We start from the raw sequence: 21,180 nt of genomic DNA, 5'->3' as shown, positions 1-21,180 counted from the left end.
CTCAGCGCGCGTCGGCGGCGCGGTACACGCCGAACATCGCGCCCTGCGTGTCCCGCAGTACGGCGATGCGCGGGCCCTCGGGGACGGACGTGGGCTCCATGAGGACGGAGCCGCCCGCCTCCGTCGCGTCCGCAGCCGTGGCGTCCACGTCGGCGACCGCGAAGTACGGCAGCCAGTGCGCCGGGACCTCGTGCGGGAACTTGTCGTCCATCGGCACCATGCCGCCGAAGTCGGCGCCGTCCAGGCCCCACTGCGTATAGCGCTCCAAGGCGTTGACGCTCCAGCCGAACACCGAGGTGTAGAAGGCCTTCGCCTCCTGCGGCGCACGGGTCAGCAGTTCCACCCAGCCCAGGGAACCGGGGGCGTTGAGCACACCGGCGCCTGCGAAGCCCCGCTCCTGCCACAGCTGGAAGGCGGCGCCCTGCGGATCGGCCACCGAGGCGAAACGGCCCATCGCGGGCACGTCCCCGGGCTCGGACATCACCGACCCGCCCGCCGAGCGCACCTTCGCCACGGTGGCGTCGAGGTCCGCCACGGCGAATGTCACGTACCAGACCACGGGCTGCGCAGGTGCCCCCTCGCCCAGCGGGACGAGCGCGCAGACCGGGGCGTCCGCCAGATACGCGATCGTGTAGCCGCCCATCTCCTCCCGGGCGTCCGTCTCGGTACGCCAGCCGAACAGAGCGGAGTAGAACCGCTTGCCGGCCTCCAGATCAGGGCATCCCACCTCGGCCCAGCAGGGCCCGCCGGCCACCGGCTTGTCGAGCTGCATGGCGTTCCTTTCGCAGGGATCGCTGGAAGAGCTCCGCCCACACGCCTCCCCAAGCACGCTAAGCCCGGCACCCAGGCCCCGGCCATCCGGCGGAAACCCAGTGGAGCCCGGCGCCGCCACCGCCGTACCCTCGACCCCGTACCGCACCGCATGGCGGCCTGCCGACACCGTTCTCCGACCGGAGGTCCCGCATGCCCGCGCCCGTGGTGCGCCCCTTCCGCCGCGCCGACCGCGACCAGCTCACCGAACTGATCAACCAGCACGTCGCCGCCGTCGTCCCCGGCGTCTCCGTCTCCGTGAACACGGTGCTCAGCGATCTGGAGCGGCAGCCGGACGAGTTCATCACCGACCCCTGGGTCGGCGAGCGCGTCACCCTCGTCGCCGAGCAGCGCGACTACGTCGTGGCCGCCGCCCATCTGCTGCGCTACCGGGCCGACGACCGGGTCGGCGCGGGCTACCGGGACATCGGCGAGATCGACTGGCTGGTCTGCCATCCGCCGGCCTCCTTCTGGCCGGACGCCGACGACGCCGCGGACCTGCTGATGAGCGCCTGCCTGGCCCAGCTGGCCCGCTGGAACGTACGTGCCCGGTACGCGAGCGGCGAGCTCCCCGCCCCGGCCGTCTACGGCCTGCCTCGTACCTGGCCGCACATCCGCGCCCTCTACCAACGCTCCGGTTTCCGGCACGTCGGCGACACCGAGGTGATCCTCATCGCCCGCGTGGCCGACCTGCCGCCGCACGAGCCACGGCCCGGCATCACCGTCGACCGCACGCTGGGCGAGTGCGGCACGCGCCTGACGGCGTACGCCGACGGCCGCGCCCTCGGCTTCATCGAGGTCGACACGGCCCTGTCCCGCCCCGAACGCCATGTCCGCGGCACCGGCCTCGCCGACATCGGCAACCTGCACATCGACCCGTCGGCGTACGGCGAGGGTCTGGAGCAGTGGCTCCTCGGCCGGGCGGCCGACTGGCTGCGCCTGTGCGGTGCGGACCGCCTCCTGGCCTACGAGGCCGCCACCGACGACACGATGCTCGCCCACCTCACCTCGGCCGGCTTCCGGGAACTGACCCGCACCGACCGAGGCTGGCAGCACCGGCCCTAGGTTCCGTTCAGATCCCGGGTCGGTACCGCAGGGGATGATCCGCCGGAATCTCCACCAGCACGATCCGCGTCCCGTCCGGATCCGCGATCCACATCTCGATCAGCCCCCACGGCTCCTTCACCGGCGGCCGCACGATCCCGACGCCCTTCGCCACCAGCTCCTCCTGCGCGGCGGCGACGTCCGCCACCTGCATCCAGAGCTGCACGGCGGGGGACGGCGGGGTCTCGGACCGGCCGGAGACCTCCAGGAAGCCCCCGCCGAGGAAGTAGACGGTGCCGCGCTGCGGCCCCGTCCCGAACTCGCGATAGACGACCAGGCCCAGTTGCTCGCCGTAGAAGACACGGGAGCGCTCGGGATCGGTGGGGCGGAGCAGGGTCCGTCCGCTCAGTACGTGCACCATGCAGCCGGAGCCTAGCGGCGCGTTACTCTCAGCGGTGCCCGAGCCGCGCCCGAGTAGGGGAGAACCGCACCATGGACACCGCCGCGACCGACGCCTCCGCCGGACTCAGCTTCCGCGACGCCACCGACGCTGACGTGGACACGCTGGTCGTGCTGATCGAGTCCGCCTACCGCGGGGACTCCAGCCGGGCCGGGTGGACCACGGAGGCGGACATCCTCGAAGGGCGGCGGACCGACCCGGAGGGTGTGCTGGAGGTCATCAAGTCGCCCGACAGCCGGCTGCTGACGGTCGAGCGGGACGGCCGGGTCGTCGCCTGCTGCCAGCTCGAACACCGCGGTGAGTACGCCTACTTCGGGATGTTCGCGGTCAGCCCCGCCCTCCAGGGCGCCGGCCTCGGCAAGGTGATCATCACGGAGGCGGAGCGGCGGGCCCGCGAGACCTGGGGCGTGACCGAGATGCACATGACCGTGATCTCCGTACGCAACGACCTCATCGCCTGGTACGAGCGCCGCGGTTACCGCCGTACGGGACGGATGACCCCGTTCCCGTACGGCGACGAGCGCTTCGGCATTCCGCAGCGCGACGACCTGCAGTTCGAACTGCTGGTCAAGGAACTCGCCTGAGTCCTACGACGTTTGGCGGCCTGGCTTCGCCGTCACGCGGTGAAACGGCCGGTGCGCTTGATCTGCGGGTAGTCGGTCGTCGCGCCGTCCAGTTCCAGGGCCCGTACGAGACGCAGATGGTCCTGGGTGTTGACCACCCAGCCGATGATCCTGAGGTCCGCCTTGCGGGCGTTCTCCACGACCTCCAGGGTGAGGCGGCGGATGTTCAGGCAGACCGTCGCCGCACCGACCGCGACCGCGCGGTCCACGACGTCGGTGCCGTAGCGGCTGGCGATCAGCGCGGTGCGCACCCCGGGTACGAGGCGGGCGATCTCGGCGACGGCGTCGTCATGGAACGAGGACACCTCGACCCGGGGGGCCAGGTCCCGGTCGGTCATCACCTCGGCGAGTGCCCGGGCCGCCGCCACGTCCTTGATCTCGGCCTGGAGCGGTGACTTCACGGCGTCCAGGACCTCTTCGAAGACCGGCACGCGCTCGCCACGGCCCGCGTCCAGGGAGCGCAGCTCGGCGAGGGTCTTGTCGGCGATCGGGCCGGTTCCGTCGGTCGTGCGGTCCACGTCGGTGTCGTGCATGACGACGAGGGCGCCGTCCTTGCTCAGGTGGAGATCGAGTTCGATGACGTCGAGCCCGGCCTGCTGGGCGGCGACGAAGGAACGGAGGGTGTTCTCGGGTTCGACACCCATGACTCCGCGGTGACCGATGGTAAGGAAGTTCAAGATTCAACTCGCTTCCGTCGACGGCGGCGGGGGGAGTGCGCGCGAACCGGAGCGGACTGTTCGCGTGGCAGTGCCGCAGCCTAGTGGTCCGGGCGCGTGATGAACCCCACGTGTACACACGGTTTGCGGCAATGGACATGTCGTAGCTGGATCATGCGCCTCTCGACGGTCACCCTGGCGTGGGCGAGTCCTGCGGGCATTGACCGGATGTCGCCGGTCGGTTCGCGTATGCCCAGCCGACGCCGGAGTATGCGCCGTCGCGGCATCCAACAGGAAAAAGTTCGGTGACCATGAGGGTGTGCAGGACAATTTCCCGAGGTGCCTCTTGCTGGGAGAAGACTCGTGTGCGTACGGTGTCCTGACGCGAGGTTCTCCCGTGGAGGATGGGACATGACGGAAATTCTTGTGCAGGCGGCTACGGAGGAGCGGGTTCCTCCCGCGACCAGGGTGGTTGAGCACCCGGCGTGGCCGGTGCTCAAGGGTGCCGTGGAACGGATCCGGCCATGGCAGTCCAAGGACGGCTCGATCGACTTCCAGGCCGAGGGCGCGCCCGAGCGCACGGACGCCGAGGCCGCCGTACGGCGTGTCGTGGAGGCCGTCGAGAAGCTCTCGGTGCTGCTGCCCCACGACGCCGCCTACCACCAGGCCCTGGTGAAGGACCTGAACCGCTGGGCCGAGGGCGGCTTCGAGGTGCCCGACTTCCTCGACTCGCTGCTGGCCTTCCAGCCCGCCGCCGGCCGCGCGGACGGCCTCCAGCACCTGGTCGTCTTCCCGATGTACACGCAGAACGGCAACCCCGACCGCAACCTTGAGGCGGTCGTCCTGCGCATGGTCTGGCCGGACTGGCTGGCCGAGCTGGAGCGCACCCGCTACGACAACCCGCTGTTCTGCGGCATCAAGTTCGAGGACTTCACGGCCGGGTACGACACCAACTCCGCCGTCCTGTTCCCGGAGACGATCGCCGTGCGCCAGGCGCCCGAGCGCTTCAGCTGGGGCGGCATCTTCTGCGACCGCGAGGCCGCCCGCTTCCGCCGGGTCACCGACGCCGCCGTCGACATCCTGGGCCTGGACCTGCCCGAGGACATCGCCGCGATGGTCCACGACCAGAAGCGCTGCGAGGAGGCCTTCGTCCTGTGGGACATGGTCCACGACCGCACCCACAGCCACGGCGACCTGCCGTTCGACCCGTTCATGATCAAGCAGCGCCAGCCGTTCTGGATGTACGGCCTGGAGGAGCTGCGCTGTGACCTCACCGCCTTCAAGGAGGCCGTGAAGCTCCAGGCCGACGGCGTCCCGCAGGCCCGTGACGTGCAGTACGCGGTCCTCTTCGACCGCATGTTCCGCTTCCCGGTCACCGGCGAGCGCGAACGCAACTACGACGGCCTCGGCGGCCAGCTGCTCTTCGCCTACCTGCACAAGCACGACGTCGTCCGCTGGACCGACAACAAGCTGCACATCGACTGGGACCGCGCCCCGCAGGTCACCAACCAGCTGTGCGCCGACATCGAGCAGCTGTACCGCGACGGCATCGACCGCCCCAAGCTCGTGCACTGGTTCGCCGGCTACGAGCTGGTCTCCACCTACCTCGCCCCGCACCCGGGCTCCCGCTGGGCCAAGGGCCCGGAGGCCCTGGACCTGACCCAGCCGCCGCGCAAGCTCGTCGATGACGTGCTTCCGGACGAGTTTCCGCTGAGCATGTTCTATGAGGCACTCTCCAAGAAGCTGAAGAACGTGATCGCCTCCACCAAGGGCATCACCGCGGAGAGCGCCGAGCGGGTCGCCGCGTGAGCGACGGCTTGTTGCGCGAGACCGAGAACACTGCTCAGCAGGAGGCGAAGATCATGGCGGGGAACGGAGCTCTCAGCGGTGCGGTGATCGCGGTGGCCGGCGCGGGCGGACCCGCCGGCCGGGCGGCGCTGCTGCGGCTGGCCGAGGCCGGCGCGACCGTCGTCGGCGCGGACAACGATCCCGAGCGGCTGGCCGAGGCCGTGGACGCGGCCCGTTACGCGTCCGGCGGCGCGACCGTCACCGGCGAACCCGTCGACCTGCTCGATCTGCAGTCCGCCCGGGACTGGGCCGACCACATCGAGAAGGACTTCGGCCGCATCGACGGCCTGGTCCACCTGGTCGGTGGCTGGCGCGGCAGCGAGACCTTCGTCAAGACGAGCCTCGACGACTGGGACTTCCTGGAGCTGCTGCTCATCCGCACGGTCCAGCACACCTCGCTCGCCTTCTACGAGGCCCTCCAGCGCAGCGAGCGCGGACGGTACCTGCTGATCAGTGCCGCCGGTGCCTCGAAGCCGACCGCGGGCAACGCCTCGTACGCCGCCGCCAAGGCCGCCGCCGAGGCCTGGACGCTCGCTCTCGCCGACGCCTTCCGCAAGGCCGGGGGCCCCGAAGGCCCGACCTCCGCGGCTGCCATCCTGGTGGTGAAGGCGTTGGTGCACGACGCGATGCGCGCCGAGCGCCCCAACGCGAAGTTCGCGGGCTTCACGGACGTCAAGGACCTGGCCGACGCCGTCGTCGGAGTCTGGGACAAGCCCGCCGCCGAAGTGAACGGAACCCGCCTGTGGCTGACCGAGAAGCCGTGAACCCTCCGAAGACCGACGCCCGGCGTCATCACGACCCGGACGTCCGCGGCTTCGCCAGTGACAACTACGCCGGCGCCCACCCGGAGGTGCTCGCCGCCCTGGCCCTGGCCAACGGCGGGCACCAGGTCGCCTACGGCGAGGACGACTACACCGAGAACCTCCAGCGGATCATCCGCAGCCACTTCGGCGCCGCAGCCGAGGCGTTCCCGGTCTTCAACGGCACCGGAGCCAACGTCGTCGCACTCCAGGCCGTCACCGACCGCTGGGGCGCGGTGATCTGCGCCGAGAGCGCGCACATCCACGTCGACGAGGGCGGTGCGCCGGAGCGGATGGGCGGCCTGAAACTGCTCACCGTGCCCACGCCCGACGGCAAGCTCACCCCCGAGCTGATCGACAAGCAGGCGTACGGCTGGGACGACGAGCACCGGGCGATGCCGCAGGTCGTCTCGATCACCCAGAGCACGGAGCTCGGCACGCTCTACACACCGGACGAGATCCGCGCCATCTGCGACCACGCCCACGCGCACGGCATGAAGGTGCACCTGGACGGCTCCCGGATAGCCAACGCGGCCGCCTCCCTGAACGTCCCGATGCGGACGTTCACCGACGCGGTCGGCGTCGACATCCTCTCCCTCGGCGGCACCAAGAACGGCGCCCTGTTCGGCGAGGCCGTCGTCGTCCTCAACCAGGACGCCGTCAGCCACATGAAGCACCTGCGCAAGCTGTCCATGCAGCTCGCCTCCAAGATGCGCTTCGTGTCCGTGCAGTTGGAGGCCCTGCTCGCCAAGGACCTGTGGCTGCGCAACGCCCGCCACGCCAACGAGATGGCCCAGCGCCTCGCCGAGGGCGTACGTGCCGTGCACGGCGTGGAGATCCTCTACCCGGTGCAGGCCAACGGCGTCTTCGCCAAGCTTCCGCATGACGTGAGCGAGCGCCTGCAGAAGCGGTTCCGGTTCTACTTCTGGGACGAGGCGGCGGGCGTCGTGCGCTGGATGTGCGCCTTCGACACGACCGAGGAGGACGTGGACGCCTTCGTGGCGGCGCTGAAGGAGGAGATGGCGCGCTGAGCCATCCCCTCCGCCGCGGCGCGGGTTCAGCCGTTGACGACGATCTCCGACCGGTTGTTCCGCAGGTTCGGGTCGAACTTCCGGATGGACAGCTCGGGGTCGTCGTTGAGGGTCTCGACGGTGGTGCGCGCCCCGCGCACCACCTCGTCGATGCGCAGCCGGATCTCCATGGTGTGCGACGCCCTGTCGTGCAGATAGATCGGCGTCTTGCAGAAGTAGGTCGTCACGGACGGCTCTTCCGCTGACTCCGGCAGGGTCCAGCACTCCTCCGGCAGCCCCACGACCGTCGTCCCGCGCGGTGCCTGGAAGCGCACCGTCGCCACGGACGCGCCCGCGCCGAGGGACGCCACCCACGCCGGGCCCCGGTTGTACACGGTGACGGCGGCGGTCACGGTGTCGCCGACGGCCCCGCGCACCTTGCTGCCGGTGAGCTTCAGGTCGGCGGTGTTCCTGGCGTCGAGCATGACGGCGCGGTAGTTGTCCGACAGATCGAGGTCCTCGTCGGCGGCTGCGGCCCGCCGCGTCGCGACGGGGCGCAGATCCAGCTCGGGCCCCGTCCCCGGGGTCCACGTCCATTCACCGCGGGCCTCTTCCAGTGCCGCGTCCGAGTACGGCAGGACGGAGTGGTCGAACCGCTCGTACAGCGCCTTGTCCCGCACGCGCAGCCCGGTCGTCAGCGCGTACTGCTCACCCGGAGCCACCTTCTCGTCCAGCACACACAGCGCGGACGTCCCGGTCTCGTGCTGCCGGTATTCGCAGTTGGAGTGCCGCTCCTTGAGCCGCAGCCCGTACGACGCGTTGATCCACAGCAGCGTCCGCTCCACGGAACGGTTGCCGGAGTTGCCGACCGTCGCGCTCACCCGGGTGTCCGAGCCCGGCCTGAGGTCCCTTTGGTACTCGGCCTGGCTGAGCCCGAGGTCAGGTCCGTCGCCCAGGGAGATCCGGGTCTCCGCGGGGAACGCCGTCAACTCACCGGCGGTGGCGGTGTAGCGCACATGCCCCGTGGCGGTGAGGTCGGCGTCCGGCAGTGCGCTCAGGCGGATCTGGGCCGCCGTCACGATGTTCTTCCCGGACGGCATCCCCGGGAAGTCGCACAACGCCTGCACCGCCGACGCGGGCACGCAGTTCGAGGGCCACGCCACCCGCGCGAAGGCGGAGAGCTCGCTCGCGTCCACGGTCAGCCGACCGGGTGCGACCTCGTTCTCGGTGTTGTCATGCGTGACGCGCACCGTGACGGTGCGCTCGGCCCGGCCGCCCGAGACCGACGCCGGCAGCACCGTCTCCGACGGCACGTCGATCCACAACTGGTCGGACACAGCATGTACGGGGCCGGCCCCGACGGCGGCAAGGGCACAGCCGGCGAGCGCGGCTCCGAGCAGGCGATGCTTCATGGATTCCCCCTGGTCGACGATCCGTCGGTGACGAGACCGGCGGCGTGGGGGAGGGGTTGTGGCCGGGCGTGAGGGTTGCGGCGAGGTTCGGCCGTTCTGCCCGTAGGCGGCTCTTGCTGTATATCTATGCAGTAGTCCGCAAATTAATTGACCGTGCGGTCGGCTACCGCCTACGCTCTGCTGCCATGCAGATGATCCAGCAAACCGCCGACCTCTCCGCCTACTTGGCTGCTGACGAGGTGATCGACCATCATCATCCGCTGGTGCGGGAGGTGGCCGCCCGACTCGCGAACGGCGTGGCGGATTCGTATGACTATGCGCGGGCGGCGTTCGAGTTCGTGCGTGACGCCATTGCGCACTCTCAGGACTCCGGCGACCTCCGGGTCACCTGGCGTGCCTCCGATGTCCTGGAGCAGGGCACCGGCATCTGCTACGCCAAGGCCCACGCGCTGACCGCGCTGCTGCGGGCCGAGGACATCCCGACCGCGCTCTGCTACCAGAAGCTCGACGTGGTGCACGGCCTGGTCGCCGTGCGGTTCAACGGCGCCTGGCATCGACAGGACCCGCGAGGCAACAAGCCGGGCGTGGACGCCCAGTTCTCGCTCGACGGGGAGCGGCTGGCCTTCCTGCCCGACCTGGAGTTCAATGAGTTGGACTATCCAGTCCTGTATGCTGAACCGCATCCGTCCGTGCTGAGCGCCCTCAAGGCCGCCCCCGACCGGCCCCACCTGTGGAAGACGCTCCCGCCCGCACTCTGAGGCAGGCCATGACCCTCTCCCTGACCGTGTCCGACGAGGTGCGCGCCCTCGCGCCCGGTTTCACCCACGTCGCCATCGAGGCGCGCGGGCTGGTCAACGGCCCGAGCACCGACGCCAGTGCCGAGCTGCTCGACGACGCGGCCCGCCGGCTCGCGGTACGCCTGGGCGGACGCGCCCCGCACGAGGACCCGCACATGGCGGCCTGGCGGGAGGTGTACACGGCGTTCGGGTCGAAGCCGTCACGCACCCGCAACTCCGCGGAGGCGCTGGCCAAGAGGGCACTGTCGGAGGCGGGGCTGCCCCGGATCAACCTGCTGGTCGACCTCTACAACGCCATCAGCGTCGCCCACCTCATCCCCGTGGGCGGCGAGGACATCGACCGCATCGAGGGCGGTATGCGCCTGGTGCGAGCGACCGGCGAGGAGGACTTCGTGACCGTCGCCGGCGGTGAGGAGGCCGTAGAGCACCCCGACGCGGGCGAGGTCGTATGGCGCGACGATGCGGGCGTGACCTGCCGCCGCTGGAACTGGCGCCAGGGCCCGCGCACCCGCCTCACCGAGGAGAGCACCTCGGGCATCTTCCTGCTGGAGAGCATGGCACCCATGCCGGTGACCGACGTCGAGCAGGCGGCGACCGAGCTGGCGGAACTGCTGGAGAAGTTCAGCCCGGGAGCGAGTATCGCGGTGAGCCGGTCGCTGTCGGTCCGGCAACGCCCCTAAGGGGCGCGGGGAACTGCGCGACAAGCCACGACGGCGCCGCAGACGACCACCGGCACAACCCGGCACTACCCGGCGGAGCGCCCGGCCTCGGCCTCGCGAACCTGCTCCGGCGTAGGAGCGGTCCCACCCAGATGCGCCGGCATCCACCACGTGTCGTTGGCGTCCTTGGGCCGCACCGGATAGGCACGCTGCGCGGCCTCCAGCAGTTCCTGGACGCGCTCGCGCAGCTGGCGCGTGATGGCACCGGCGTACTTGTCCTTGGACGCCTCGATCGCCTCGCCGACCCGGATCGTGATCGGGATGTGGCTGCGCTTGAAGTTGCGCGGGTGGCCCTTGGTCCACAGGCGCTGGGTCCCCCACACGGCCATCGGGATCAGCGGCACACCCGCCTCCTGGGCCAGCCGCGCGGCACCCGACTTGAAGCTCTTCAGCGTGAACGACGGGGAGATCGTGGCCTCCGGGAAGACCCCCACGATCTCACCGGACCTCAGCGAGTCCAGCGCATGCGCGTACGCCGCCTCACCCTGCTTGCGGTCCACCGGGATGTGCTTCATACCGCGCATCAGTGGACCGGAGATCTTGTGCCGGAAAACGGACTCCTTCGCCATGAAACGGACGAGTCGTTTCTGCGGCAGCGCCGCCAGGCCGTTGAAGACGAAGTCCAGATAGCTGATGTGGTTGCTCACCAGCACGGCGCCGCCCGAGCGCGGAATGTTCTCCGACCCCTTGCAGTCGATCTTGAGGTCCCACGCCTTGAACAACGTCTGGGCGAAACCGACGACGGGACGGTAGACAAGCTCTGCCATGGACGGGAAGGACCCTTCCTCTTCTGCCTGGGAAGGAGGCTCCCAGTGGGAAAGTTACGCAGCCGTAGGTAAACGGCATGTCGCAGATCGTGCCCCAAGAACGCCCGACGGCCAAGCCCAAGTGCCTGTGAAAGGCGAGATCCTCGTCACGTCAGTCCCTTGATCCACCTCGGATTTTGGCGCAGCCTTTACTCTGCGCGCACCGTCACCCGCCGCACGAGCAGGTACATCTCGCAGCCCAGGCAGTACCCGAAGACGGCGTTAAGGAACGCGGCCGCGAGCGCGGCCCCGGTCGCGGCGAGACCCAGCCAGTCCGGCCCGAGCGTGAAACCGACCAGCCCGATGCCGGCGAAGACCAGTCCCACCGTCTGGGCGAACCGCGGCGGTTCGGGCGCCTCGAACTCGGTCGGCGGCCCGATCCGGGGGCGGACGGCCCTGCGGAACAGCCACCCGTAGGGCGAACGGGCCACCCCGCCCGCCGCGCCCAGCGCGAACGCCAGCGTCTGCCAGGCCAGCAGCCAGGCGCTCCCGGTGACCAGCACGACCGCCAGCACCACGGTCGTCACGGCCGCCCCGAAACGCGGGCCCCTCACATCGATGTCCATGAATCAAGCATTCCGCATCGGGGGCCGCGGGGGGAGTCGGGAATCTTTGCAGTCTCGTGAATGCTTGAGCAGGGTGATGACCGGACTTGTGGTGTGTGTGGCGGTGCTCGCGGCGGCGAGCGCATACGGAGTGCTGCAGCGGCGGCGGAGCGGGAGAGTGCGCGTGCGCGGGCGCGACGACGGAAAGCGGCTCGGGGCGGCCGAGTTGGGCGAGGCGCTGGGCGAGCGCGCCACCCTCGTGCAGTTCTCCAGCGCGTTCTGCGCCCCCTGCCGGGCCACCCGGCGTGTGCTGGGCGAGGTGGCCGGCATGGTCCCGGGCGTGACCCATGTCGAACTCGACGCCGAGGACAACCTGGACCTCGTACGGCGGTTCGACATCCTCAAGACGCCGACCGTGCTGGTCCTCGACGCCGACGGTCACGTCGTACGGCGGGCCACCGGTCAGCCGCGCAAGGCGGACGTGATCGCCGCCCTCGGGGAAGCGGTCTGAGGGGGTGTGACACCGAGGGTGAGTCATCTCCCACATGGCGGAACGTACTTGACTGTGCGCACCACCTATCGTCAGCCTGACCGTATGCCTGAGGAACTCCTTCTCTTCGGACGGGCCCACGTCGATCTGGCCCGTACCGCGAGCGCCTGCTGTCCGAGCTGTTGAGCAGCAACGGATCCGCACGCCTCCCCTCGCAGAAGGACAACTCCATGACGGCCATGTCCGACCTCGGCACCACTCAGCAGGCCTCGCCCGAACTGCTCCGCTCCGTGTTCCGGCGCCATGCCGCCGGAGTGGCCGTGATCACCGCGCGCGGGGAGGCGGGCCCGGTCGGCTTCACCGCCACCTCCCTCACCTCCGTCTCCGCCGAGCCCCCGATCCTCTCCTTCGGTATCGGCACCGGCGCCTCCAGCTGGCCGGCGATCGCCGGGACGGACCACGTCGGCGTCCACATACTCGGCGAGCACCAGCAGGAGCTGGCCGCGACCTTCGCCCGCAGCGGCGCCGACCGCTTCGGCGCGCCCACGGTGTGGCGCGAGGGCCCCGAGGGTGTCCCCGTCCTCGACGACGTCCTGGCCTGGATGGTGTGCCGGATCGTGGCGCGCGTGCCCGCGGGCGATCACCGCATCGTGCTGGGCGAGGTCGTGCTCGGTGACCCCAGCGGTCCCGGACGTCCGCTCCTGTACCACCAGGGCCGGTTCAACGGCCTACGTGACTGACCTCACCAGGCCGATGTGACCGATCAAGCCCTCCGTCGTTCTGCGAAGCCGTCCGAATCCGATTACGCTGCGTTGCAAAGGTCACAGTTCAAAGCGCTTGCTTAGCGGGGATGAACTGGGTGTACTGACGAGTAATATTTCGCTCGGGGCGCGGGTCGCTCCGAACGGGACCAGCCGCTTGGGGCGCCTATGCTGCCTGCAAGTAGGCAGCAGAGAAATGTCGACGCAGTAGGAGAGCCGGCGTGAGCTTGAGGATCGTTGTCACTGTGAAGTACGTGCCCGACGCCACTGGCGACCGGCACTTCGCCGATGACCTGACCGTCGACCGGGACGACGTGGACGGTCTGCTCTCCGAGCTCGACGAGTACGCGGTCGAGCAGGCGCTGCAGATCTCCGAGAACTCCGACGACGACGTGGAGATCACCGTTCTGACGGTGGGCCCCGAGGACGCCAAGGACGCCCTGCGCAAGGCGCTGTCCATGGGCGCCGACAAGGCCATCCACGTCGAGGACGACGACCTGCACGGCACCGACGCCCTGGGCACCTCGCTGGTGCTGGCCAAGGCCGTCGAGAAGGCCGGCTACGACCTGGTGATCTCCGGCATGGCCTCCACCGACGGCACCATGGGTGTCGTACCGGCGCTGCTGGCCGAGCGTCTGGGCGTCCCGCAGGTCACCCTGCTGTCCGAGGTCTCCGTGGAGGACGGCACGGTCAAGGGCCGCCGGGACGGCGACACCGCCACCGAGCAGCTGGAGGCGTCGCTGCCGGCCGTCGTGTCGGTCACCGACCAGTCGGGCGAGGCGCGTTACCCGTCCTTCAAGGGCATCATGGCCGCCAAGAAGAAGCCGGTGGAGTCCTGGGACCTCTCCGACCTCGACATCGAGGCGGAGGAGGTCGGTCTTGAGGGTGCCTACACCGTCGTGGACAGCGCGGCCGAGCGTCCGGCCCGTACCGCCGGCACGATCGTCAAGGACGAGGGCGAGGGCGGCAAGCAGCTCGCCGAGTACCTCGCGAGCCAGAAGTTCATCTAAGGGGCACCGGCCCGCTTGAGGCTCAACACCCCTTCCGCCCCTTAAGACTTCGCAATCCGCAGGAGAGCATTCCCATGGCTGAAGTTCTCGTCTACGTCGATCACGTGGACGGTGCCGTCCGCAAGCCCACGCTGGAGCTGCTGACCCTGGCCCGCCGCGTCGGCGAGCCGGTCGCCGTCGCCCTCGGCAGTGGTGCCGGTGACACCGCCGCCACCCTCGCCGAGCACGGCGCGGTCAAGGTCCTCACCCACGACGCGTCCGAGTACGCCGACTACCTGGTCGTCCCGAAGGTCGACGCCCTCCAGGCCGCCGTCGAGGTGGTGTCCGCCGGGGGCTCCCTGGCCGCCGTGCTGGTGCCGTCCTCCGCCGAGGGCAAGGAGATCGCCGCCCGTCTGGCGCTGCGTCTGGGCTCCGGCATCATCACCGACGCCGTCGACCTGGAGGCCGGCGACGAGGGCCCGGTGGCCACCCAGTCGGTGTTCGCCGCGTCCTTCACCACCAAGTCCCGTGTCTCCAAGGGCACCCCGGTCATCACGGTCAAGCCGAACTCGGCCGCCGTGGAGGCCGCTCCGGCCGCCGGTGCGGTCGAGGCCCTCGCAGTGACCTTCTCCGCCGCCGCCACCGGCACCAAGGTGACCGCGCGCACGCCGCGTGAGTCGACCGGGCGTCCGGAGCTGACCGAGGCCGCGATCGTGGTCTCCGGTGGCCGTGGCGTCAACGGCGCGGAGAACTTCTCGATCATCGAGGCCCTCGCCGACTCGCTCGGTGCGGCCGTCGGTGCCTCGCGTGCCGCGGTGGACGCGGGCTGGTACCCGCACACCAACCAGGTCGGCCAGACCGGCAAGAGCGTGTCGCCGCAGCTGTACATCGCCTCCGGTATCTCCGGCGCGATCCAGCACCGCGCCGGCATGCAGACCTCGAAGACGATCGTGGCGATCAACAAGGACGCCGAGGCCCCGATCTTCGAGCTGGTCGACTACGGCGTCGTCGGCGACCTCTTCGACGTCGTCCCGGCCCTGACCGAGGAGATCAAGGCCCGCAAGGGCTGATCCCGCACAGGCGCAGCGAGGCCCCCATGACCGTGCCGACGGTCATGGGGGCCTCGTGTCATCCCAGGCTCAGGAACGCCTGCACGGGCAGATGGTCGCTCGGGAACTGGCCGTTCTCGGCGAACGTGTTGATCACCGCCCGGTGCGCCGTGACGCCGGGCGTGCTCAGGATCCAGTCGATGCGGTCGCCGTCCGGCTTCAGCGGCTTGTAGCCGTGGAAGGTGCCGTACAGCGCGCTGCGCTCGCGCGCGGTGTCCCAGGTGTCGACGAGACCGGAGTCGAGCAGGGTGTCGTACACCCCGTTCTTGTGGGCGGCGACATTGAAGTCACCGGTCACCACGACCGGCAGCGAGCGGTCGAACCCGGCGATCCGTTCGGCGATGAGCCGGGCGCTGCGCACGCGGGCGAACTGGCTGACATGGTCGAAGTGCGTGTTGAGGACGTAGAACTCCCGCCCGTCGTCGGCCAGATCGCGGAATCGGACCCAGGTGACCATACGGGGGAAGGCAGCCCCCCAGGTGTTGGAGCCGATCACGTCCGGGGCGTCGGAGAGCCAGAAGTGGTCATACTCGGTCGGGTGCAGTCGATGGGAGTCGTAGAAGACGGCCATGTTCTCGTCGCGGCTGCCGTGCAGGCGGCCGGTGCCCACCCAGTCGTAGCGCTCGCCGAGGTCGGCGTCGAGGTCGAGCAGCTGCGAGAAGACTCCCTCCTGGGTGCCTATGACGTGCGGGGCCTCGCGGCGCAGCAGCTCACGCATCACCGGTCTGCGCACGGTCCAGCTGTTGGGCTCCGTGGTGCTCGCGAACCGAAGGTTGAAGGACATGGCCTGGAGATGCCGGCGGGGCGGATGCTCGCCCGCCGAGGCCGCGGAGGTGGGCAGAGCCGCGCTGGACAGGGGCGCGGTGACCGCGGTCGCCAACGCGATCCTGAGGCCCAGACGGCGCGTGACTCGGCTGTGGTTCGGCACAGGGGCTCCTTCGTCGAGTACCGGATCGGACAGAGCGAGGAGATGAGGGGTGGCTTCCCAGGCCGAGGGGGCGTTCATGCCCGACGGCCGTCATCCGCACGGGAGTTGGGCCGGAACCGGCGGGGCCTTCCGGTAACGGGCCCGCGACGGCGGGCGCCCTACCGTGGCCTGGCGTCGCGATAGCCGATGAGGGAAGGGGGCGCCATGGACGTCGTCGTGCACGGGTTCGACCAGCCGTGGGTGTCGACCGCACCCGCCCTGCTGGCCGTCACGCAGGTCCCGGCCGACGACACGCCGAGCGGTATGCCCGCGATACGTCTGAGCGCGCGCCCTGAGGCCGGCGGAGCACGGGCCGAATTCGTGCCGGGCGCCCCACTGGATCTGAACGACGCCGGTGAACTGCGCCTGTGGATCCGCTCGGACCAGCCCGCCGACGGCACCGACGGCCGGCCGTTCCTCGCCGAGTTCGGCTACACCGACGCCGCCGACACACCCGGCGAGGAGCACCGCTGGCTGCTGCCGGCGGCCCGCCCCGGCGCCTGGGAACAACGGCACCTCGGCATCGACCGGGACCGGCGCGGCGCCATCACCCGACTCACGCTGCGCTGCCTGACCGACCATCAGCTGGAGATGTCCTTCGACGAGCTGCTCGCGATCGTCGACGAACCGCTCGTCGCCGCCGAGGCCGCCCTCGTCGCCGTACTGGCCGAACCCGTCGCGCTGCCCGGAGCCCACCGGCTGCCCCTGCGCCCGGCCGCCGCGGGCAGTACCGAACTCCGGCTGTCGCCCGTCCGGCGCAGGCTGCGCGCCCGCAACCGGATCCTTGTCGACCCCGGCACGGGCGGGACACCGCAGTCCTACGACGTGATCGCCGCCGTCCACGACGACCCGGCGGACGAGACCCGGCTCACGCTCGATCCCACCCACCCACTGCGCAATTCCGTCGGCCCCGGCGCCACGCTCTCCGTGCAGGTTCCCGTGGTGGTGGAGGAAGCGCCCCTGGACGGCCCGGCCGCTGCCGACCGGCTGCCCGACCCCGTGCTCCTCGTGGAGCTGAGCGACCTGCGAGACGACCCGGAACGGGCCGGTCCCGCCGTCCAGCGTGACAGCTTCCGGCGCCGAGCCGACGGCACCACGTGCGCTGTACGGCCGCCGGCCCGGCCGGTGCAGGCCGAGTACCGGCTGCTGCCCGCCGGCCGGGACCGGGAACATTGAGCCGTCGCGTGCCGACCGTGACGTACGGGCCGTTGAAGAGGTGCAGGACGGGGACGTCCTCAGGGGCCTCGTCGTCGACGAGTGACTGCGCGAATTCGGCGACCATGGCACTCCTCCTCCCCCGCTGGTGTGCCACGCCGCGAGCGTAGAGATGCCCGCGTCACCACGCTGTCACGAGGATGCCGGCCCCTGCGGCGGATGCGTTTCATCCGTTTTCTGCCGTTCGGCCTCGAAATCCAGGAGGAACGCGCGGAAGATCCGTACGGCGGATCCGATGTCCGAGGTGACGAATGTCTCGACCGTCGCGGACCGCTCGATGTCGGGTACGAGGCGCAGGGTGAACAGGGTGCGGTCGGACTGCAGTACGACGCGTACGAGGCATATTGCCGTACGGCGTTCGGCGGAAGTCATTCGCTCACCGTGCCAGAGGGGCGTCACGGCAGCGTGGTGAGCGACCGTGCCACGCGCCCCTCGGGGCGGGACTGGCGCGGTGCGCCGCTGCCGAGGAGGGTATTGACCATGAGCATGGTCCGCGCATAACTTCATTATACGGATTGTTGATTCCGTATAGCGGAAAACAGGAGGGTGTAGGAATGGGTCAGGGCCAGCAGGAGAAGGTGGCGACGAGCCTCGCGGGCGCCGTCAGCGAGGAGATCAGCGCTTCCCTCGCCCCGGTCGACGCAGAGCTGGAGCGCCGCTACCCCGGCGACCCCGGCACCCGTCAGCCCGTCCACACCGTCTACGTCCCCGGCGATGTCTTCGCCGCCGACACCCTGCGCTCCTGGGGCGACCAGGCCCTCGCGCTCCTCGACGAGCATGCCCCGGACGCCGCGTCCTTCGCCGCCGTCCTCGGTCTGTCCGACGAACTCGCCGAGCCCGTCCACGCGCGCGTGCGCGCCAAGCTGGAGCACGAGCCCATCGAGGACCTGCGCGTCGACTTCGAGGACGGCTACGGCCCCCGACCCGACGCCGAGGAGGACGAGGCCGCCGCCCGCGCTGCGCGGCTGATCGCTCAGGCGTACGAGAACGGCACCGAGGCGCCGTACATGGGCATCCGCATGAAGTGCATGGAGGCGCCCGTCCGCGACCGGGGCATCCGCACCCTCGACATCTTCCTCAGCGGCCTGATGGAGGCCGGCGGCCTGCCCGACGGGCTGGTGCTCACGCTGCCCAAGGTGACGTACCCCGAGCAGGTGACCGCCATGGTGCGGCTGCTGGAGGCCTTCGAGAAGGCGCGTGGGCTGGAGCCCGGCCGGATCGGCTTCGAGATCCAGATCGAGACCAGCCAGTCCATCCTCGCCACCGACGGCACCGCCACCGTCGCCCGGATGATCCAGGCCGCCGAGGGCCGCGCCACGGGCCTGCACTACGGCACCTTCGACTACAGCGCCTGCCTCGGCGTCTCGGCCGCCTACCAGGCCAGCGACCACCCGGCCGCCGACCACGCCAAGGCGATCATGCAGGTCGCGGCGGCCGGCACCGGCGTACGCGTCTCGGACGGCTCGACGAACGTCCTGCCCGTCGGCCCGACCGCCAAGGTCCACGACGCCTGGCGACTGCACTACGGCCTCACCCGCCGGGCCCTCGCCCGCGCCTACTACCAGGGCTGGGACATGCACCCCGGCCACATCCCGACCCGGTACGCCGCCGTCTTCGCCTTCTACCGTGAAGGTTTTGAGCAGGCTGCGGCCCGCCTCGCCCGCTACGCCAACCGCGCCGGCGGCGACGTCATGGACGAGCCCGCCACCGCCAAGGCGCTCAGCGGCTATCTCCTGCGTGGCCTGGACTGCGGCGCCCTCGACATCGCCGAGGTCGCCCGGCTCACCGGCCTGACCCGCGCCGATCTGGAGGGATTCGCGGCGCCCCGGCGCGGCGATCTGACCGTCTCGGCCAAGTAGCGGGGGCCTTCACAGGCGCCACCGCAGGCTGGCGCTGTCACCGCTGCCCCGTACTCTGTACGGACGCATTGACGTGTCACAGGAACGGGGCAGCGGTGTCATCGGGGGAGAACGGACAGACCGACGAGGCCGGACGCCTGCTGGCCGGGCGTTATCGCGTCCTCGCACAGCTCGGGCGCGGCGGCATGGGCGTGGTCTGGCGGGCCGTCGACGAGGTCCTCGGCCGTGAGGTCGCCGTCAAGGAACTGCGCACCTACAGCGATGCCGACGGCCCCGAACTCGCGGATCTGCGGCTGCGGATGCAGCGCGAGGCCCGCGCGGCGGCCCGGGTGCGGCACCCCGGCGTCGTGGCGGTGCACGACGTGGCCGAGGTCGACGGACGCCCGCTGATCGTGATGGAGCTGGTCGACGGCCCCTCGCTGGAAGCCGTTCTGCGTGAGCGCGGCACCCTCGACCCGCGTGAGGCGGCCGCGATCGGCGCCAAGGTCATGGACGCGCTGGCCGCCGCCCACCGCGCCGGCGTCCTGCACCGCGACGTCAAGCCCGGCAACATCCTGCTGGAGGCCTCCGGCCGCGTCGTGCTCACCGACTTCGGCATCGCGACGATGGAGGACCCGGGCGACGGCTCGGCCACCAACCTGACCCGCACCGGCCATCTCGTCGGCTCCCTGGACTACTTGGCCCCCGAGCGCGCCCAAGGCTCCGATCCGGGCCCCTCCTCGGACGTCTGGGCCCTGGGCGCCACGCTGTACGCGGCGGTGGAGGGCTCCGCGCCCTTCCGCCGCACGTCGACGTTCTCCACCCTCACCGCGATCGTCAGCGAGCCCCTCCCCGAGCCCGCGCACGCCGGCCCCCTCGGCCCCGTCCTCCAGCGGCTGATGGACAAGCGCCCCGAGTCCCGCCCCGAGGCCGGCGAGGCACGCGAACTCCTCCAGGCCGTGGCGGACTCGGACGGCACGGACGCCCCGACGGCGGCCCTGCGCGGACCTGATCTCGCCGGGCCCGGTGAGACGGAGCGCAGCGTCTCGTCGGTACCGCCGGCCGTGGCACCGACGGCGGCCACGGGCCCCGACGGACAGGCGCAGCCCGGCCCGGCGGCACCCGCCGGACAGGCGTACGGCGGCCAGTCACAGGGCGTGCCGGGAGCCCAGGGCAACGACACTCCCGTGCAGGGCGTGCCCGCCTCCGACCTCCCCGGGGCGCCTCGCTTCGGGGCCGCGGGACAGGGGGCGCAGGGCCCCGCGACTCCCGGCCAGAGCCAGGGCACGCCGCCGGTACCGGGCTTCGGCGCCGCCGGGCAGCCCGGCCCGGGTGTACCGGGGCACGCCGCCCCCGGACAGTCGCCCGCGTCGCCGTTCAGTAACGCACCGGGGCAGCCCGGCCAACCACAGCCCGACCAGCCACAGTTCGGCGGGCCGCAGTCCGCTCAGCCGTACTCCGGGCACCCGCAGTCCGGCTTCGGCGGCACCACCCCGCAGTCGCCGGACCAGGCCCCCACCGGCCCGATGGTCACCTCCTCCTCGACCCCGCCCGCTCGGCGCAAGGGCCGCGCCCTGCTCGCCGCCGTGGCCGTCGTCGTCGTTCTCGCGGCTGCCGGGGTCACGGTCGCCCTGGTGAACAACACGGGCGGCACCAAGGAAAAGGCGCAGACCAACGCGTCCGCCACCTCCCCGGGCGCGTCCGCGGATGCGAGCGGCAGCCCCGACGCCGACGACCCGGGCGAGGCCGGCCTGACCGACAAGGACGACAAGAAGTCGCCCGACGCCACGAAGTCCCCGAGCCGATCGGCGGGAAGCGAGCCGACCGAAGGGCCCACCACCTCTTCCCCGACCAAGACCTCGGGCTCCGGCGGGGGCGGCACCGACGGCGGCACCACGGGCGGAGACGGCGGAACGACGGGCGGCGGAGGCAGCACCGGCGGTGGCGGCACCACGGGCGGCGGGGGAAGCACCGGCGGTGGCGGCAGCACACAGGCCCCGGCCTGCACCGCCGTGGGCGGCGGCAAGTACAACTGCGAGGTCTGGCGGACCGCCAAGTCCTACACCGCTTCCGGCTCCGAGGTCGGCGTCCTCAACGCGGGCACCAACTACTTCTACTGCCAGCAGAACCTGGGCCGCCGCGAGACGTACGGCGAGTGGACCAACGTCTGGTGGGCCAAGACGGACGACGACAACGGCAACACCAACGTCTACGTCAGCGACGTCTACATCAAGGGCGGCGACAACGACGCGCCGCTCCCCGGTCTCCCGGTCTGCTGAGC

22 protein-coding genes are annotated in these 21,180 nt (G+C 70.8%); 14 read left to right on the top strand and 8 right to left on the bottom strand.

Annotated features, from left to right (window positions below; genetic code table 11):
- Position 1: 1 nt before the first annotated feature.
- Complete coding sequence (locus POF73_RS08445) at positions 2-772, bottom strand: VOC family protein (RefSeq protein ID WP_272113905.1); 771 nt, start codon at positions 770-772, stop codon at positions 2-4.
- A gap of 191 nt (positions 773-963) precedes the next feature.
- Here POF73_RS08445 and POF73_RS08440 point away from each other — a divergent pair, with 191 nt between their 5' ends.
- Positions 964-1,875, top strand: a complete 912-nt coding sequence (locus POF73_RS08440) for a GNAT family N-acetyltransferase (protein WP_272113904.1) — start codon at positions 964-966, stop codon at positions 1,873-1,875.
- Positions 1,876-1,882: 7 nt separating this feature from the next.
- Here POF73_RS08440 and POF73_RS08435 read toward each other — a convergent pair whose 3' ends face one another.
- Complete coding sequence (locus POF73_RS08435; RefSeq protein WP_272113903.1) at positions 1,883-2,275, bottom strand: VOC family protein; 393 nt, start codon at positions 2,273-2,275, stop codon at positions 1,883-1,885.
- A 71-nt stretch (positions 2,276-2,346) separates the two neighbouring features.
- Between POF73_RS08435 and POF73_RS08430 the strand changes: the two genes are divergently transcribed.
- Entirely contained in the window at positions 2,347-2,898 is a 552-nt protein-coding gene (locus POF73_RS08430; protein ID WP_272113902.1) for a GNAT family N-acetyltransferase, read from the top strand.
- Between the two features lie 32 nt (positions 2,899-2,930).
- Here POF73_RS08430 and POF73_RS08425 read toward each other — a convergent pair whose 3' ends face one another.
- Positions 2,931-3,614, bottom strand: coding sequence for a glycerophosphodiester phosphodiesterase (locus tag POF73_RS08425; RefSeq protein WP_272113901.1), 684 nt, complete (start codon positions 3,612-3,614; stop codon positions 2,931-2,933).
- A gap of 390 nt (positions 3,615-4,004) precedes the next feature.
- Between POF73_RS08425 and POF73_RS08420 the strand changes: the two genes are divergently transcribed.
- From POF73_RS08420 to POF73_RS08410, 3 genes are read left to right on the top strand one after another with little or no spacing between them, the layout of a single operon-like run.
- On the top strand, positions 4,005-5,402 hold the full coding sequence (locus POF73_RS08420) for a DUF6421 family protein (protein WP_272113900.1): 1,398 nt from the start codon (positions 4,005-4,007) through the stop codon (positions 5,400-5,402).
- A 53-nt stretch (positions 5,403-5,455) separates the two neighbouring features.
- Entirely contained in the window at positions 5,456-6,205 is a 750-nt protein-coding gene (locus tag POF73_RS08415; RefSeq protein ID WP_272114001.1) for an SDR family oxidoreductase, read from the top strand.
- The gene (locus POF73_RS08410) at positions 6,202-7,272 is read left to right on the top strand and encodes a threonine aldolase family protein (protein WP_272113899.1); all 1,071 of its coding nucleotides are present in this window, start codon (positions 6,202-6,204) and stop codon (positions 7,270-7,272) included. Before POF73_RS08415 ends, POF73_RS08410 begins: the two co-directional genes overlap by 4 nt.
- 26 nt (positions 7,273-7,298) lie before the next feature.
- Here POF73_RS08410 and POF73_RS08405 read toward each other — a convergent pair whose 3' ends face one another.
- On the bottom strand, positions 7,299-8,663 hold the full coding sequence (locus POF73_RS08405; protein WP_272113898.1) for a hypothetical protein: 1,365 nt from the start codon (positions 8,661-8,663) through the stop codon (positions 7,299-7,301).
- A 185-nt stretch (positions 8,664-8,848) separates the two neighbouring features.
- On the opposite strand from POF73_RS08405, the gene POF73_RS08400 reads away from it, so the two are divergent.
- The gene (locus POF73_RS08400) at positions 8,849-9,421 is read left to right on the top strand and encodes a transglutaminase-like domain-containing protein (RefSeq protein ID WP_272113897.1); all 573 of its coding nucleotides are present in this window, start codon (positions 8,849-8,851) and stop codon (positions 9,419-9,421) included.
- An 8-nt stretch (positions 9,422-9,429) separates the two neighbouring features.
- A complete protein-coding gene (locus POF73_RS08395) occupies positions 9,430-10,140 on the top strand; it encodes a B3/B4 domain-containing protein (RefSeq protein WP_272113896.1) in 711 nt (236 codons plus the stop codon).
- A 65-nt stretch (positions 10,141-10,205) separates the two neighbouring features.
- Here POF73_RS08395 and POF73_RS08390 read toward each other — a convergent pair whose 3' ends face one another.
- Both POF73_RS08390 and POF73_RS08385 read right to left on the bottom strand, forming a co-directional pair.
- The gene (locus POF73_RS08390; protein ID WP_272113895.1) at positions 10,206-10,946 is read right to left on the bottom strand and encodes a lysophospholipid acyltransferase family protein; all 741 of its coding nucleotides are present in this window, start codon (positions 10,944-10,946) and stop codon (positions 10,206-10,208) included.
- A 188-nt stretch (positions 10,947-11,134) separates the two neighbouring features.
- Positions 11,135-11,551 (bottom strand): DUF4395 domain-containing protein, encoded by a 417-nt coding sequence (locus tag POF73_RS08385; protein WP_272113894.1) that lies wholly within the window; start codon positions 11,549-11,551, stop codon positions 11,135-11,137.
- A 76-nt stretch (positions 11,552-11,627) separates the two neighbouring features.
- Here POF73_RS08385 and POF73_RS08380 point away from each other — a divergent pair, with 76 nt between their 5' ends.
- From POF73_RS08380 to POF73_RS08365, 4 genes are all read left to right on the top strand, one after another.
- Positions 11,628-12,041: a thioredoxin family protein gene (locus POF73_RS08380; protein ID WP_272113893.1), complete on the top strand. Its 414-nt coding sequence runs from the start codon at positions 11,628-11,630 to the stop codon at positions 12,039-12,041.
- Positions 12,042-12,250: 209 nt separating this feature from the next.
- The gene (locus POF73_RS08375; RefSeq protein WP_272113892.1) at positions 12,251-12,760 is read left to right on the top strand and encodes a flavin reductase family protein; all 510 of its coding nucleotides are present in this window, start codon (positions 12,251-12,253) and stop codon (positions 12,758-12,760) included.
- A 242-nt stretch (positions 12,761-13,002) separates the two neighbouring features.
- On the top strand, positions 13,003-13,791 hold the full coding sequence (locus POF73_RS08370; protein ID WP_272113891.1) for an electron transfer flavoprotein subunit beta/FixA family protein: 789 nt from the start codon (positions 13,003-13,005) through the stop codon (positions 13,789-13,791).
- A 74-nt stretch (positions 13,792-13,865) separates the two neighbouring features.
- Positions 13,866-14,840, top strand: coding sequence for an electron transfer flavoprotein subunit alpha/FixB family protein (locus POF73_RS08365; RefSeq protein ID WP_272113890.1), 975 nt, complete (start codon positions 13,866-13,868; stop codon positions 14,838-14,840).
- A 58-nt stretch (positions 14,841-14,898) separates the two neighbouring features.
- On the opposite strand, the gene POF73_RS08360 is transcribed toward POF73_RS08365, so the two are convergent.
- Complete coding sequence (locus POF73_RS08360) at positions 14,899-15,807, bottom strand: endonuclease/exonuclease/phosphatase family protein (RefSeq protein ID WP_272113889.1); 909 nt, start codon at positions 15,805-15,807, stop codon at positions 14,899-14,901.
- A 204-nt stretch (positions 15,808-16,011) separates the two neighbouring features.
- Here POF73_RS08360 and POF73_RS08355 point away from each other — a divergent pair, with 204 nt between their 5' ends.
- Positions 16,012-17,022 (top strand): hypothetical protein, encoded by a 1,011-nt coding sequence (locus tag POF73_RS08355; protein ID WP_272113888.1) that lies wholly within the window; start codon positions 16,012-16,014, stop codon positions 17,020-17,022.
- Positions 17,023-17,193: 171 nt separating this feature from the next.
- Here POF73_RS08355 and POF73_RS08350 read toward each other — a convergent pair whose 3' ends face one another.
- Positions 17,194-17,433, bottom strand: coding sequence for a hypothetical protein (locus POF73_RS08350; protein WP_272113887.1), 240 nt, complete (start codon positions 17,431-17,433; stop codon positions 17,194-17,196).
- 182 nt (positions 17,434-17,615) lie between these two features.
- Between POF73_RS08350 and POF73_RS08345 the strand changes: the two genes are divergently transcribed.
- Together POF73_RS08345 and POF73_RS08340 are read left to right on the top strand one after the other, a co-directional pair.
- Positions 17,616-18,920, top strand: a complete 1,305-nt coding sequence (locus POF73_RS08345; RefSeq protein WP_272113886.1) for a DUF6986 family protein — start codon at positions 17,616-17,618, stop codon at positions 18,918-18,920.
- A 95-nt stretch (positions 18,921-19,015) separates the two neighbouring features.
- Entirely contained in the window at positions 19,016-21,178 is a 2,163-nt protein-coding gene (locus tag POF73_RS08340; protein ID WP_272113885.1) for a serine/threonine-protein kinase, read from the top strand.
- Positions 21,179-21,180 lie beyond the last annotated feature (2 nt).

It is taken from the genome of Streptomyces sp. HD, from assembly GCF_028369295.1.
Classification (GTDB): Bacteria; Actinomycetota; Actinomycetes; order Streptomycetales; family Streptomycetaceae; genus Streptomyces.
This window is presented reverse-complemented; position numbering and strand designations above follow the sequence as displayed.

Coding starts and splice junctions, on each gene's coding strand:
- POF73_RS08445 (WP_272113905.1), bottom strand. CDS start 772: ATGCAGCTCGACAAGCCGGTGGCCGGCGGGCCCTGCTGGGCCGAGGTG.
- POF73_RS08440 (WP_272113904.1), top strand. CDS start 964: ATGCCCGCGCCCGTGGTGCGCCCCTTCCGCCGCGCCGACCGCGACCAG.
- POF73_RS08435 (WP_272113903.1), bottom strand. CDS start 2,275: ATGGTGCACGTACTGAGCGGACGGACCCTGCTCCGCCCCACCGATCCC.
- POF73_RS08430 (WP_272113902.1), top strand. CDS start 2,347: ATGGACACCGCCGCGACCGACGCCTCCGCCGGACTCAGCTTCCGCGAC.
- POF73_RS08420 (WP_272113900.1), top strand. CDS start 4,005: ATGACGGAAATTCTTGTGCAGGCGGCTACGGAGGAGCGGGTTCCTCCC.
- POF73_RS08415 (WP_272114001.1), top strand. CDS start 5,456: ATGGCGGGGAACGGAGCTCTCAGCGGTGCGGTGATCGCGGTGGCCGGC.
- POF73_RS08405 (WP_272113898.1), bottom strand. CDS start 8,663: ATGAAGCATCGCCTGCTCGGAGCCGCGCTCGCCGGCTGTGCCCTTGCC.
- POF73_RS08400 (WP_272113897.1), top strand. CDS start 8,849: ATGCAGATGATCCAGCAAACCGCCGACCTCTCCGCCTACTTGGCTGCT.
- POF73_RS08395 (WP_272113896.1), top strand. CDS start 9,430: ATGACCCTCTCCCTGACCGTGTCCGACGAGGTGCGCGCCCTCGCGCCC.
- POF73_RS08390 (WP_272113895.1), bottom strand. CDS start 10,946: ATGGCAGAGCTTGTCTACCGTCCCGTCGTCGGTTTCGCCCAGACGTTG.
- POF73_RS08385 (WP_272113894.1), bottom strand. CDS start 11,551: ATGGACATCGATGTGAGGGGCCCGCGTTTCGGGGCGGCCGTGACGACC.
- POF73_RS08380 (WP_272113893.1), top strand. CDS start 11,628: ATGACCGGACTTGTGGTGTGTGTGGCGGTGCTCGCGGCGGCGAGCGCA.
- POF73_RS08375 (WP_272113892.1), top strand. CDS start 12,251: ATGACGGCCATGTCCGACCTCGGCACCACTCAGCAGGCCTCGCCCGAA.
- POF73_RS08365 (WP_272113890.1), top strand. CDS start 13,866: ATGGCTGAAGTTCTCGTCTACGTCGATCACGTGGACGGTGCCGTCCGC.
- POF73_RS08355 (WP_272113888.1), top strand. CDS start 16,012: ATGGACGTCGTCGTGCACGGGTTCGACCAGCCGTGGGTGTCGACCGCA.
- POF73_RS08350 (WP_272113887.1), bottom strand. CDS start 17,433: ATGACTTCCGCCGAACGCCGTACGGCAATATGCCTCGTACGCGTCGTA.
- POF73_RS08345 (WP_272113886.1), top strand. CDS start 17,616: ATGGGTCAGGGCCAGCAGGAGAAGGTGGCGACGAGCCTCGCGGGCGCC.